The sequence below is a fragment of the Stenotrophomonas sp. C3(2023) genome (assembly GCF_032911385.1).
Lineage (GTDB): Bacteria > Pseudomonadota > Gammaproteobacteria > Xanthomonadales > Xanthomonadaceae > Stenotrophomonas.
Window position 1 is genome coordinate 3,357,513 of the sequence record NZ_JAWJLO010000001.1, and the last position, 12,194, is coordinate 3,369,706.

The following is a 12,194-nucleotide window of genomic DNA, read 5'->3' on the forward strand; positions in this document are numbered from 1 at the left end:
AAGCGGCGCAACCGCGCAGCGTCGTCGGCAATGCCCGATGCCCGGAGCTTGACCATGTCCCTTGCAGCACGATGCCCTGCCCGTCCCCCGTCGTTGCACGGACTGCAGCTGTGGCATGCGCGCATGCGCGCCGCGCCATTGCAGCTGGACCTCAGTCGCGACCGGCTCTCACCGTCACAACAGGCCTTGTCGCAGGACCTGCTCAGCCTGCCCGGCGAGGCGCCCTATGGTGGCGAAGGCGGCCAGGACTGGCTCGATGGCGAGGGCTCGCGGCAAGGACTGGTCGCGCTGCGTGGTCTGCTGGGGCCCATGCTGCTGGGTATCCCGGCCGAGCAGGTCGCACTGCAGGGCAACAGCAGCCTGCAGCTGATGCATGCCACCGTCGGCCACGTCTGGGTTCGCGGTCTGCCGGGCCAGCGGCCATGGAGCCGCGCGGGGCGCGTGCGCCTGCTCTGCCCGGAACCGGGCGACGACCGCCACTTCGGCATCTGCCGCTATTTCGGCCTGGGCATGGTGCCGGTACCGATGCGCGCCGACGGGCCGGACATGGACGTGGTCGAGGCCCTGGTGGCGACCGATCCCTCCATCCATGGCATGTGGTGCACGCCCCGGCATGCGCGGCCCAGCGGCTGCATCTACAGCGAAGGGGTGATGCGGCGGCTGGCCGCGATGCCCGCAGCCGCGCCCGACTTTACCCTGCTGTGCGACAACGGCGGCGCCCTGCTGGATTTCGACCCGGCCCACGCACCCGCGCCACAGCTGCATGCCGCCTGCGTGGCGGCCGGCCATGCACAGCGCGCGCTGTCCTTCGCCTCGACCTCGAAGATGACCCTGCCGGGCAGCGGGATCGCGCTGTTTGGTGCCAGCCCGGAACGCCTGCGCTGGTGGCTGCGGTGCCAGCGCGCGCACGGCCTGCGCAGCGATACGGTCAACCAGCTGCGCCACCTGCGCCTGTTGCGCAGCGCCGATGACATCATCGAACGGATGCGCCAGCACGGGCGCTTGCTGCAGCTGCGGTTCCGGGTGCTGGAGAGCGTGTTCCGGGAGCTGCTCGACGACATGGCCGGGGTGCAGTGGCGCTCGCCTTCCGGCGGTTACCATCTGGCGCTGAAAGTGCCGGGCGGGTGCGCCGCGCGGGTGGCCACGCTGGCCGCCGATGTGGGCGTGCAGCTGCCCGCACCAGGCCTGACCCACTGCACCGGTAACGATGCCGGCGACTGCTGGCTGCCGATGACGCCCTCACGGCTCAGCCCCGATCAGATCCGCATGGCGGCGATGGTCGTGGCCCTGTGCGTGCGCCTTGCCAGCGCCGAGCGCGCCGCCGCCCGAGCGACGGCGGAGACGGCCCTTCTCTCGCGGGCCTAGAGCGCCCAGATGCCGGCGATCACCGCCAGGACCAGGCCCCACTTGATCACCTGGTAGGTCACGAAGCTGCGCTCGCGCAGCGCCTTGGCCTTCAGACGCACCTTGTACAGCCCGCCAAATGCCTTGTTGACCCCGCCGGTCGGGTCACCGGGCAGGTTCGGGGAGGCGCCGCCGGCCAGCAGCGTGGCCGCCACTGCCTTGTTGAACAGCCCCGGCAGACCGAAGCGCAGCGGGCGGGCGATGTCGCAGAACAGGATCACGCGGTCCTGTTCGGTGTCATTGTGCGCGTGGTGGATGTAGGTCTCGTCGAACATCATCCACTCACCGTCGCGCCAGCTCTTTTTGACCCCGTCCACCTCGATGTAGCAGCCATCGTCATTGGGCGTGCTCAGCCCCAGGTGCAGGCGCAGCGAGCCGGCAAACGGGTCGCGGTGCGGGCGCAGTTCGCTGCCGGGCGGCAGCTGCGCGAACATCGCCGCGCGCACATCGGGAATCGATTCGATCAGCGCGACGGTCTGCGGGCACATCGCCTTGGCCGAGGGATGCGAGGGGCCGTACCAGCGCAGGTAGAAACGCTTCCAGCCGCGGCGGAAGAAGGAGTTGAACCCGGCATCGTTGAAGCTGCTCGAGGCGGCGATCTTCTGGGCATCGCGCAGCGCCAGCGCCTCATCACGGATGACCTGCCAGTTCTGCCGCAGGGGCTCGAGTTGCGGAAACTCCTTGCCCGGGTCCAGGAACGGCGTCGTCGGTACCTTGGAGAACAGGTACATGATCACGTTGATCGGCGCCATGAAGCTGGAGTGGTCGAGCAGCTGCCGCGACCAGCGCGCGCGGACCCTGCCACGGTAGTGGATGTACAGCACGCAGGCCACGAACAGCAGCGCAAGCACGATCTTGATCATCGAATTCCTCCGGCACGGGCCGGATAGCAGAAGAGGGCAACACCTGCGGCAGGCGCCACAAGAGGCATCGCGCCGCAGGAGCCGGTCAGGCTGGCGGCGACGAGGCGATATGGTCGGCAGCGGCCCCGCTGCGGTCAAGGACTTCGCGTGCCGCCCCGCCCACGCTCACTCGGGCGATGTGTGCGATATGTGATGAAAATGCCGGGTTTCGTTTCAATTGCGCTGCCGAATACCCGTTTCACGACGCACTGTTGCATTCAAGTGGGTAATGCGCCATGGATTAACGTACTCGGCAGTACTAAAATTAACGAAAACTTAGCTCCCTTCCTCACACCGGTTCGCTTGACGCTTTGCGCCGCCCACCGGGTAGCCGAGAACGTCATGAACACCCTTGCATCCCAGATCCCCGTCTGCGGCGACGACGCCGCGATCCCGCAGCTGCTCAAGCGCGGTGAGCGCTTCCTGGAACCGGATGTCTACCGCACCTGCATGCAGGGGCAGCCAGCCGTGGTAAAGGACTACACCCGCTATCAGGGCACCCTGCTCTCGCCGCTGGCGCGCCTGCTGGTCAAGCGCGAGGCCCGCATGCTGGGCCGCCTGACCGGCTGGCGGCATGCGCCGGCCTTGCTGGGCACGATGGGCGGCTTGGCACTGGGCATGGAGTTCATCCCCGGCGAGACGCTCAGCAGCGCGCAGGCGGTCAGCGCCGAGGTCTTCGAGCAGCTGCAGCACGCGTTGTCGCGCCTGCACGGCGAGGGCATCACCCATAACGACCTGCATGGCACCAATGTGGTGGTCAGCGCGGGCGTTCCGGTGCTGCTGGACTTCACCTCGGCCTGGCGCACGCCGCGCTGGCTGCGTCGCGGTCCGCTGTCACGGCAGCTGCGCCGCTCGGACCTGAAAAACCTGCTGAAGATGCGCCAGCGCATGACCGGCCAGCCGCCGAGCCCGCGGCAGGCGGCGCTGGTGGCCGACCCCACCTGGGTAGCCGCGATCCGCCAGGGCTGGAAGCGCTTCTACCGCTGGGCCAAGCACTAGGCGCTGCGCGGAAGACCGGCCCCTGCCGGCCAGCCGCCGCGTCAGAGCGCGTCGGCGTCCAGCTCACCGGTGCGGATGCGCACCACGCTGCCCAGGTCGTACACGAACACCTTGCCATCGCCGATCTTGCCGGTGCCGGCCGCCTTGACGATGGCTTCGACCACCGACTCCACCTGGTCGTCGGTCACCGCCACTTCCAGCTTCACCTTGGGCAGGAAATCCACCACGTATTCGGCGCCGCGGTACAGCTCGGTGTGCCCCTTCTGCCGACCGAAGCCTTTCACCTCGGTCACCGTGATGCCGGTGACGCCCCGCTCGGCCAGCGCTTCGCGCACGTCGTCGAGCTTGAACGGCTTGACCACCGCCATGACCATCTTCATCCGTCGTTCCTCCACTCTGATGGCGGGGAGAATAGCGCCTGCCCGGCGCTGACGCGACGGCGCCGTGCTGGGCGCCGGTGGCGCACGGCAGTATCCTTGCCACGATGCCTGCGCTCAACGCGCGGGCCATTGCATTGATGGAGCCCGCATGATCGACCTCACCCACCTTGATGACCTGGCGCGCCGCCTCAGCGACCTGGTGCCGCCGGGCCTGCGGCAATCGCGCGAAGAGCTGCAGTCCACGTTCAAAAGCGCGCTGCAGGCCGGGCTGGGCAAGCTGGACCTGGTGACCCGCGAGGAGTTCGAGGTGCAGCGCGCGGTGCTGCTGCGCACGCGGGAAAAGCTGGAGACGCTGGAAGCGGCAGTAGCCGCGATGGAGAAACAGCCGCCGCAGGGCTGAGCGCGAGCGGGCGGCGCCTGCAGGCGGCCGCCCGGCTGGCGTACTCAGAAGCGGTAGTTCACCGAGGCCAGATAGCCGTTGGCCATGCTGCGGCCCACCATCGGGCTGTTCTTGACCTCGTCGGACAGGCGCAGCGAACGTACCCCGACCGTCGCGTCCCAGCGCTCGCCCAGCGAGATCCGCGCAGCAATGGACACGTAGGGCGAGACCGAGCTGCCCGGTCGATAGCCCGGCAGACCCGAGCGGGCTGCTTCGCGTGCGCTGATGCCATAGTAATAATCGTTCATGGCCGCGCTGGCGTATTCCACGCCCACCATCGGAATCCAGGTGACCCGGCCACTCGGCAGCGGATAGCTGTAGTTGAGGTCGCCGGTGATGCCGCCGCCGTGCCCGGTGATTTCCTTCTTCACCGCTGCGCCGACCATGCCCCATTCAGCGCGCCAGCGCGCGTCCAGGCCGGCCACGCCGGAAAAATCGCGGTTGTCGAGTTCGCGCATCGCGGCCAGCCGTGCATCCTTGGCCCGGTAGCGCTGCGGATGCAGGGTGAGCACGGCGTTGAGGTCGAACTGCGGCTGCTGCATCAGTCGATAGCCCACTCCCGGTCCTCTCACGAAGAACCTGTCGCCCTCGTAGGCAAAGGTGGGCACCGGCCAGGCCCGGTTCCGGTAATGGCGGTACGCACTCGGGCTCCACGCGGCACCGATGCCGGCACTCCAGCCGCGGTGCTGGCCGGGGTCGGTGTCATCGGCGCGCGCGGCGCTGATGAGAGTCATCAGGGCGGCGCTGCACACCGCAGTCAGGCAAAGGCGCATGGGCGATCCGTGCTGGAGGAAAGTGACAACCCTGCACCATGCGCGGCGAACGTTGCGCGAACATTGCGCGGCGGTGCGCACGCGGTTGCTCAGGGCAACGCGGCCAGCCCGCGCTGGCGGCCCAGGTCCTGTTCCAGCGCCACCTCGCGCGAGATGTCGGTGAACAGACCGAACCAGCGCGGTTGACCGGCGCCGACATGCAGCGTGGCCCGGCTCACCACCCAGCGCCACTCCTGCCCCGCCCACAGCACCCGGAAGCGGGTCTGGAACTGGGTGGCATCGATCGCGCGCGCATTCCACTCCGCACGCACACGCACGCGGTCCCTCGGATGCATGCGGGCATACCAGCGGTCGATGCGCTGTTGCAGGCTGGACCCTTCGTCGTCCATGGCATGCGGTGAGATATAGCTCAGCACACCCGAGGCTTCGGCCACCCACATCACCGTCGGGCTGTCCAACGCCATGCCGAGGTCGCCCTGCTCGCGCAACTGCAGTGCGGCCTCATAGCGCTTGCGTTCGGTAACATCGATGCACACCACCGACACCCCGAGCAGCACACCGGCCGCATCCAGTACCCGGTCGTGGCTGATCAGCCAGGTCTCTTCGCGGCCGGCAAAGGTGAACTCACGCAGGTCGCCCTGACCGTCGTACAGTGATTTCAGCAGCACGGCGAGCACGCGCTGGCGCAGCGGCTCGTCCAGCACGTCGCCGACCTGGCGCCCCAGGATTGCCGACCGCTGCAGACCGATCATCTGGCAGAAACGCAGGTTCGCATCGATGAAACGCAGGTCCGGGTCGATGAAGCACAGACCCACCGGCGAACGATCGTAGAGAATCTCCAGCTGGTACTGCCGCTGGTAGGGCGAGAGCATCGAGCCACCGCCCACGCGCTGCTGTGGCTGGTAGGCGGTCAACCATGCCTCAAGCTGGCTGGCCTCCATCGCTGCGGCCAGCAACCAGCCCTGGTAGGCGTCACAACCGATGCTGGCCAGGAAATCCAGCTGGAAACGGGTCTGCACACATTCGGCCACCACATCGGCACCCAGACTCTTGCCGAGTCCGACGATGGCCGAAACGATCTTGCGGCTGGCCTCATCCTCTTCCAGTGTCTGGATGAAACTACCGTCGATCTTGATCTTGTTGAACTCGAAGCGATGCAGACGCACCAGGCTCGAGTAGCCGGTGCCGAAGTCGTCGAGCATCGTCTTGATGCCGACCCGGCGCAGCAGCGCGATGCTCAGCTCGGCCGCCTCCTCATCCTCGACCACTTCGACTTCGGTCATCTCCACACGCAGGCGATGCAGCGGAAACGCACACTCGGCCGCCACATCCAGCCAGTCCTGCACGAAGGCCGGTTCGATCAACAGGCCCGGCGGGATGTTGAACGCCAGATAGAACTCACCGGCACATTCGCGCGCGGCGGTGCAGGCCTGGCGCATCAGCGACAGCGTCAACGCCGCGAGCATGCCGCCGCTGCGTGCCAACGGGATGAAGGTATCCGGCCGGATCGCCCCAAGCTGCGGGTCGGTCCAGCGCGCCAGCACTTCAAAGCCGCGCAGCTGCCCGGTGGCGACCGACACGATGGGCTGGAAGCAGGGATGCACACGCTTTTCTTCGATCGCCGTGCGCAGGCGCTCCACTTTTGCGAGCGCCATCAACCGGTGACCCCAGGACAGGGCAGGACAGCCCCACATCGACCGGTGCACGCGCTGACGCATTTTCTGCGATTTGCATCACACTTTTTTCGACATTGCCGCGTTTCTGCGTCATCCATGCGTTGAACCCACACCAGCAAGCTGCGACAAAACGTCATCCTGCTGTTCCTGCGGCACGCGTCAAGCGGTTTCTGCATGTGTACGCGGATGCCCGCGACGCGGTCAGTCCGGATCGTCAGCCTGCAGGCAGTCGCGCAGGCGGCGGTAGGTGTCCGGGTCGAGTGTGATATCGAACCCGGCGCCGCTGCGCAGCGTCATCCGGTCCTCGCCCCGTGCCAACGCAAAGGTGCGTGTGCCATCAACCGCTTCGAACCAGCCCGCGCGCACGCCATCGGCGCTCATGCCATTGGTGCGCCGTGGCAGGCGCCGGGTCGGCACCGGATCGAACTGCACATCTGCCAGTGGCGCCTGCGCACGCCAGAAGCCGGCCCTCACATGCAGCACGCCATCGCGCACCTGCACCTGCGACCGGCTGGCCAGCATCACCGTGGAAGCCACGCCCGCCAGCGACAGCAACCCCGTCACCGCCAGAACGATGAGCTTGCGGCGTCGTGGCAACCGGGTAAACAGACAGACCATCACGCCGGCGCCGAGCGCGAGCAGCGCGGGGATGACGCCGGATATCACCATGTCCGGTGACAACAGGGAAACCGGGATCTCGCATTCCATCGCATGCCACTCCTGTCCAAGCCCATGAGAAAAACAAAAGCCCCGCCCTGGTGTCAAGGCGGGGCCGATGCATCAGGCCTGGACTGCAGGGGCGTTGCGCACCCCTGCTGGATCAACGCCAGCCGTGACGGCGGCGGTCGTGATGACGACGGTCGTGATGATGGCGCTTGTCATGACGACGGCCGTTGTCCCAGTGACGTGCCTGGTTGCGGCGATCATAGCGGTGATCGTAGCGACGGTCGTGACGGTAGTCGCGGCGGTCGTGGTCCTTGGTGGTCAGGTTGCCGATGGCACCACCGGCCACCGCGCCACCGATGGTCATCGTCGGGTCGCCATTGGAGACCACATGCCCGGCGACACCACCGACGGCCGCACCGATCAGCGTGCGCTTGTCCTTGCGTGACATCGCATCGGCGTCACCCACAGCTGCAGCGCCGCCAACCAGTACCAGGGCCAGGGCGATACCACGGAAGCTGAGCGAGTTGGCGTTGAACATGGCGGTTCTCCAGAAGCAGGTGGTCGGGGCGACCTGATGTGCAGGTCATTTACGACTTGCAGCATCGATTCCGCTCGCTGAAGATTTCCGGAACATTACCCGCCTGGCTGAAGGGAAACCGCTTCCAGATTCAGCTTCCGCAGCCGACCGGCGCCTCAGCGCTGCGACTGCTCGCAGGCGGTGGCTTCACAGGCGCCCGCATCACGCCTGGCCAGTTCCTTGCCTACGTAGTAGCCGCCTGTCAGCAGCGCACCTGCCAGGCCGATCCCCAGCGTGATACGGCGCGCCAGAGGCGTGGGCCCGCCGGAAACTGCCAGGCACAGGAACACCAGCGGAAACCAGTGCGTGCTGGACGACATCGCCAGCACCATGAAAAACATCGCAGCGGCGAAGGCCACCGACTGCGTGCGCGTCGTGCGCGTTCGCTGCTGCATGCTGCTGTCCTCCCTGGACCTGATGTTCAAGCGGGCAGCATGCCACCGTTCAGCGCGGTGCCACCAGCCCCTGATACAGATCATCGGCGGCGCGCTCGTAGCCTTCCTTGCTGAAATGCACACCGTCCTTGCGCGCCAGTCCACTGCCCACCCAGCCCTTCATCGAGCAGCGTCCCCCCATCGCCTGCTGCCAGTCCCAGTACAGCGTCCGCCGTTGCTGGGCGACCTCGCGCTGGATCTGCTGCACCATGTCCAGCGAGGGCGCGCGCTGGCCACAGCTGCCCGCCTGGCTCTTCAGCGACTCCGGCGCACCGATGACCAGCACACCGACGCCCGGCAGCTGACGTCGCAACTGGTCGATGGCCGCCTCCAGCTCGCCGCGGAACTGTTCAGCGCTGAGCGGACTGCGGAAGGCTTCGTTGGTGCCGTAGGCAATGGCCACGATGTCCGGCTTGCCCGCCGCCAGGTCCTGCATCCAGCCCGGGCGCCAGCGCGACCAGTGCGCCAGCTCTGCCCCGTTGATGCCCACTGCCGACACGATCGCGCCCGGGCGGCCACTGCCCAGCCACCAGCCACCGATGCGGGTCTCCGGGCTGCCCTGGGTGGTCAGCGTGAACGGAAGCCGCGCCTTGAAACTGAAGCTGGCCCAGCCCGGTTCGACCACCGGACTGCTGAAGCGCAGCTGCCGGCCATCGGCATCCACCACATCCAGGTCCGGGTCCGTGGCGCCCTGGCTGAGCAGCACGGTCACTTCCTGCAGGGGCTGGTCACCGGCCTTGGACTTGATCGTCAACGCGGTCGGCGTGCCACCGCCCTGTGCGATCAGGCCACCGAACGGGTAATCGGCTTCGCCGGAACTGCGGCTGCTGAGCAGCACCAGTCCCTGCTGGTCATACCCCACCCGCGACATGCGCTGGCCATTGAACCAGGCCGGCATCGCCCAGCCCATGCCCCCATCACCGATGCGCTGCTGCAGGCGTTCGCGCAGCCGGTCGGTGAAGTAGTCACCGGCCGTATGCGAGTCGCCGATCTGCACCAGATGCAGGCGCGCGCCGGCCTCCGCGCCGGGTTGCAGGCGGGCCAGCGCGCGCGCCGCAGGCGCATCGCCGAAATCCTGCAGGGCATGGGCGGAAACCGTGGGGCTGGCCGCCAGCACGGCAGACAGGGCGAGGGCAAGCAGGGCAGGAGCGCGCATCGACATCCGTATCATCGGGAAGGGGGGCGGAGCGTCTCCAGTATCCTGCCTGCCAGATAACGCTGGCCAGCGACCGAGAAGTGGATGCCGTCTCCGCTGCGCATTTTGACCAACTGCCCGTCTACATCCACTGAATCCCGGTAACCGCCTTCGGCGCCCGCACCCGGCAGCTCGGCGCGCGAGGGCAGAAACACGGCGCCCTGCTTCTCCACTTCGCTCTGGATCACCGTCATCAGCCACTGCATCTGCCCGTCCAGGCGCGCAGCCTTCATGCCCGGTGCGCCCACCCACAACGTGGAAACGCCGTGTGCGGTGTTGAAGTTGATGATGCGGGCCACCCGCTCGCGGTAACGCTGCTCCCACGCTTCACTCTGGAAGCGCAGGTAAGGCCCGCCGTGGCGCGCCGGATCAGGCATATCCCACGGATCGTTCGGGCCCAGCATCACCACCACCAGACGCAGGGTCGGGTCGTCCTTCACGGCGGCCTCGATGGTCGCCGGCCAGTCGAACGAACCGGGGTAGGACAGCCCGGTGCTCTGCCGGCTCAGGTTCTGGCTGCTGATGCCAAAACGCTGGGCAAGCTCACGCTGCAGGTGCGGAGCAACGCCCTGCATCAGCGAATCGCCGGCCATCAGCACGTGGTCCTGCGCCGCCAGCGCCAGGTAGCGCTCCTTCAACTGCTGGGCTTCCAGCTGCGCAGCCTCGGCCAACCGCTGCTGCCGCAGTGCTTCGGCCGCAGCGGCCTGCTGGCGCTGCCGCTCGTGGTAGGACTCGGTCAGCACCATGCGCTGGTTGAACGCCTCGGTCACCTGTGCGGCCTGGCCTGCAATGCGGTCGCGCAGCTGACCATAGCCTTCATTGAGGCGCGTCCACGCCTGCGCGCCCACGCGCCACGCCGGCACGGTGGACAGCGGCGCCAGCGGGCTGGGTTGATGGTAGGTCTGCTCCACGTACGTCTCGATCGACTCCTGGGTCAGCCAGAGCGAAGCCGCCGCAAGCACCACCAGCACGAACAGCGTGCCCAGCACCGAGGTCGGCTGTGCGCGTACTGCCGATTCAGAAGTTTGCATACAGGAACCCCGGAATGCCTGACGGCGCGAACAGGACGATGGCAGCCAACGCGGCGAACAACGGTGCCGGGCGCAGCACGGTAGGCAGGTGGTCCACCATCGCCGCAAAGCGGCGCGGCACGTGCTGCAGCAGCGGGTAGACCAGCCACAGCAGCCCCATCGCCAGCAGCAGCGGCACGGCATGCGCCTGCGCGGGAATGTCGTGCACGTTGCCCAGTGCCGCGAACACGGCCATGGCTTCTTCCATCGAGCGCGCGCGGAAGGGTACGAACGCGGCGCAGACAAACTGCACGGTGATCAGTGTGCCCAGCACACGACCCGGCCAGCCAAGCGCGGCCAGATGATCGCGCCGGCGCGCCGGCATCAGCCAGGACAGCACCGCATCGCCAATGTTCAACAGCACCAGCGCGATGCCGTGGATCAGCCCCCACACCAGGAAGTTCCAGCCAAAGCCGTGCCAGATGCCCGACAGCATCATCGCCACCAGCAGGTTGAGCTGGGTGCGCACCCAGCCATCGCGGCTGCCACCGAGCGGCAGATAGATGTGGTCACGGATCCACGTGGACAGGCTGATATGCCAGCGGTTCCAGAACTCGCGGATGTTGTGCGCCAGCAGCGGCGCGCGGAAGTTCACCGGCAGGCGAAGACCCAGCAGCAGGCCCAACCCCACCACCATGTCGCTGTAGCCGGAGAAATCCAGGAACAGCTGCAGGGTGAACCCGAAGATCGCCACCAGCACATCCACACTCTGATACAGCGAAGGATTGGCGAACACGGGGTCCACGGCCAGCTGGGCCAGCCAGCCGGCCAGCCACCACTTCTTGCACAGCCCCAGCAGGATCAGGCTCACCGCCAGCGTCGGTGCCAGCATCGAGCGCGGCTGCCGGGTCTGGATCTGATCCAGCGCATTGCAGGGCTGATCATTGATGTCGGTCAGCTGCCTGGCATCCACCGTGCGGTGGATCGGCCCGGAGGTGATGGTCAGGAACAGACCGAAGTGATGCAGCAGGTCGAGCAGGGACAACCGGCGCACAGCGGGAATCTGCCCGCGATACTGGCCCACCAGGTAGCTGATGGCCTGGAAGCTGTAATACGAAATCCCCAGCGGCAGCGCCCAGGTGGTTTCGAACGGCGCGGCCGGCAGCCCACGCTGCTGCAGCCCGGCGGCGATGACCGGGCGGAAGAACTCCGAATACTTCCAGAACGCCAGATGGGCCACCGCCACCAGCACGCCCATCACCACCCAGAAGCGGCGCCAGCGGCCCTGCGCGTCGGCCAGCGCCAGCGAGAACAGATAGATCGCCGCGGTGAAGCCAACCAGCACCAGCACCGCCACGCCGGTAACGAAGTACCACAGCATGCCGAGGCTGGCGACGGTGAGCAGGAGATTCTGGGTCTGCGGGCTGCGTCGGAACGACCAGTACAGCGGCAGGAACAGAAGAAAGCCGAGCGCGAATTCGATCGAGATCAGGCCCATCGGGACCATCCCCGCACGCAGGGGCGCGCTGCGCCCGAAAGCTGCCAATCCATGGTTCTACCCATCCGCTCGTCATTGAGCGGCGAGGACATTGCCACTGCGTCCGGCAAACTTCAAGCACTTCCTGCGCAGGGGCGCACGCCTTGCGCGCCGGGGCATCGGCGCCAGAAATCCGGCGCACGCAAGCGGGCTGTCCTTGGCTACCATCGGCTGCCCGCCTCTGTTTCGCAACGGGCGGCCA

Annotated in this window: 13 protein-coding genes; 3 read left to right on the forward strand and 10 right to left on the reverse strand. The window is 67.2% G+C overall.

Annotated elements, in window-relative coordinates:
- Window positions 1-54: 54 nt before the first annotated feature.
- Window positions 55-1,365, forward strand: a complete 1,311-nt coding sequence (locus tag RZA67_RS14885; protein WP_317213501.1) for a hypothetical protein — start codon at window positions 55-57, stop codon at window positions 1,363-1,365.
- Here RZA67_RS14885 and RZA67_RS14890 read toward each other — a convergent pair.
- Window positions 1,362-2,267: an aspartyl/asparaginyl beta-hydroxylase domain-containing protein gene (locus tag RZA67_RS14890; RefSeq protein WP_317213502.1), complete on the reverse strand. Its 906-nt coding sequence runs from the start codon at window positions 2,265-2,267 to the stop codon at window positions 1,362-1,364. The genes RZA67_RS14885 and RZA67_RS14890 overlap by 4 nt on opposite strands.
- Window positions 2,268-2,648: 381 nt before the next feature.
- On the opposite strand from RZA67_RS14890, the gene RZA67_RS14895 reads away from it, so the two are divergent.
- Window positions 2,649-3,305, forward strand: a complete 657-nt coding sequence (locus RZA67_RS14895; RefSeq protein WP_317213503.1) for an RIO1 family regulatory kinase/ATPase — start codon at window positions 2,649-2,651, stop codon at window positions 3,303-3,305.
- 41 nt (window positions 3,306-3,346) lie between these two features.
- On the opposite strand, the gene RZA67_RS14900 is transcribed toward RZA67_RS14895, so the two are convergent.
- Window positions 3,347-3,685 (reverse strand): P-II family nitrogen regulator, encoded by a 339-nt coding sequence (locus RZA67_RS14900; protein ID WP_317213504.1) that lies wholly within the window; start codon window positions 3,683-3,685, stop codon window positions 3,347-3,349.
- 148 nt (window positions 3,686-3,833) lie between these two features.
- Here RZA67_RS14900 and RZA67_RS14905 point away from each other — a divergent pair, with 148 nt between their 5' ends.
- Window positions 3,834-4,085, forward strand: a complete 252-nt coding sequence (locus tag RZA67_RS14905) for an accessory factor UbiK family protein (RefSeq protein WP_317213505.1) — start codon at window positions 3,834-3,836, stop codon at window positions 4,083-4,085.
- Window positions 4,086-4,129: 44 nt separating this feature from the next.
- On the opposite strand, the gene RZA67_RS14910 is transcribed toward RZA67_RS14905, so the two are convergent.
- The 8 genes from RZA67_RS14910 to RZA67_RS14945 all read right to left on the reverse strand — a co-directional run bounded on the left by RZA67_RS14910 (window position 4,130) and on the right by RZA67_RS14945 (window position 11,953).
- Window positions 4,130-4,897 (reverse strand): MipA/OmpV family protein, encoded by a 768-nt coding sequence (locus tag RZA67_RS14910; RefSeq protein WP_317213506.1) that lies wholly within the window; start codon window positions 4,895-4,897, stop codon window positions 4,130-4,132.
- Window positions 4,898-4,986: 89 nt separating this feature from the next.
- Window positions 4,987-6,552 (reverse strand): EAL domain-containing protein, encoded by a 1,566-nt coding sequence (locus RZA67_RS14915; protein WP_317213507.1) that lies wholly within the window; start codon window positions 6,550-6,552, stop codon window positions 4,987-4,989.
- 222 nt (window positions 6,553-6,774) lie between these two features.
- Complete coding sequence (locus RZA67_RS14920) at window positions 6,775-7,281, reverse strand: hypothetical protein (RefSeq protein ID WP_317213508.1); 507 nt, start codon at window positions 7,279-7,281, stop codon at window positions 6,775-6,777.
- A 112-nt stretch (window positions 7,282-7,393) separates the two neighbouring features.
- Entirely contained in the window at window positions 7,394-7,777 is a 384-nt protein-coding gene (locus tag RZA67_RS14925; protein ID WP_317213509.1) for a glycine zipper 2TM domain-containing protein, read from the reverse strand.
- A gap of 155 nt (window positions 7,778-7,932) precedes the next feature.
- A complete protein-coding gene (locus RZA67_RS14930) occupies window positions 7,933-8,211 on the reverse strand; it encodes a hypothetical protein (protein ID WP_317213510.1) in 279 nt (92 codons plus the stop codon).
- A gap of 49 nt (window positions 8,212-8,260) precedes the next feature.
- Window positions 8,261-9,406, reverse strand: a complete 1,146-nt coding sequence (locus tag RZA67_RS14935; protein WP_317213511.1) for an SGNH/GDSL hydrolase family protein — start codon at window positions 9,404-9,406, stop codon at window positions 8,261-8,263.
- An 11-nt stretch (window positions 9,407-9,417) separates the two neighbouring features.
- Window positions 9,418-10,476 (reverse strand): DUF459 domain-containing protein, encoded by a 1,059-nt coding sequence (locus RZA67_RS14940; RefSeq protein WP_317213512.1) that lies wholly within the window; start codon window positions 10,474-10,476, stop codon window positions 9,418-9,420.
- The gene (locus RZA67_RS14945) at window positions 10,463-11,953 is read right to left on the reverse strand and encodes an MBOAT family O-acyltransferase (RefSeq protein WP_317213513.1); all 1,491 of its coding nucleotides are present in this window, start codon (window positions 11,951-11,953) and stop codon (window positions 10,463-10,465) included. The genes RZA67_RS14940 and RZA67_RS14945 overlap by 14 nt, the downstream gene beginning before the upstream one ends.
- Window positions 11,954-12,194: the final 241 nt, after the last annotated feature.

What these genes read in the sequence shown, in the direction of transcription:
- RZA67_RS14940 (WP_317213512.1), bottom strand. Translation starts at nt 10,476, where the DNA reads ATGCAAACTTCTGAATCGGCAGTACGCGCACAGCCGACCTCGGTGCTG.
- RZA67_RS14910 (WP_317213506.1), bottom strand. Translation starts at nt 4,897, where the DNA reads ATGCGCCTTTGCCTGACTGCGGTGTGCAGCGCCGCCCTGATGACTCTC.
- RZA67_RS14895 (WP_317213503.1), top strand. Translation starts at nt 2,649, where the DNA reads ATGAACACCCTTGCATCCCAGATCCCCGTCTGCGGCGACGACGCCGCG.
- RZA67_RS14915 (WP_317213507.1), bottom strand. Translation starts at nt 6,552, where the DNA reads ATGGCGCTCGCAAAAGTGGAGCGCCTGCGCACGGCGATCGAAGAAAAG.
- RZA67_RS14945 (WP_317213513.1), bottom strand. Translation starts at nt 11,953, where the DNA reads ATGGGCCTGATCTCGATCGAATTCGCGCTCGGCTTTCTTCTGTTCCTG.
- RZA67_RS14885 (WP_317213501.1), top strand. Translation starts at nt 55, where the DNA reads ATGTCCCTTGCAGCACGATGCCCTGCCCGTCCCCCGTCGTTGCACGGA.
- RZA67_RS14935 (WP_317213511.1), bottom strand. Translation starts at nt 9,406, where the DNA reads ATGCGCGCTCCTGCCCTGCTTGCCCTCGCCCTGTCTGCCGTGCTGGCG.
- RZA67_RS14930 (WP_317213510.1), bottom strand. Translation starts at nt 8,211, where the DNA reads ATGCAGCAGCGAACGCGCACGACGCGCACGCAGTCGGTGGCCTTCGCC.
- RZA67_RS14925 (WP_317213509.1), bottom strand. Translation starts at nt 7,777, where the DNA reads ATGTTCAACGCCAACTCGCTCAGCTTCCGTGGTATCGCCCTGGCCCTG.
- RZA67_RS14905 (WP_317213505.1), top strand. Translation starts at nt 3,834, where the DNA reads ATGATCGACCTCACCCACCTTGATGACCTGGCGCGCCGCCTCAGCGAC.
- RZA67_RS14900 (WP_317213504.1), bottom strand. Translation starts at nt 3,685, where the DNA reads ATGAAGATGGTCATGGCGGTGGTCAAGCCGTTCAAGCTCGACGACGTG.
- RZA67_RS14920 (WP_317213508.1), bottom strand. Translation starts at nt 7,281, where the DNA reads ATGGAATGCGAGATCCCGGTTTCCCTGTTGTCACCGGACATGGTGATA.
- RZA67_RS14890 (WP_317213502.1), bottom strand. Translation starts at nt 2,267, where the DNA reads ATGATCAAGATCGTGCTTGCGCTGCTGTTCGTGGCCTGCGTGCTGTAC.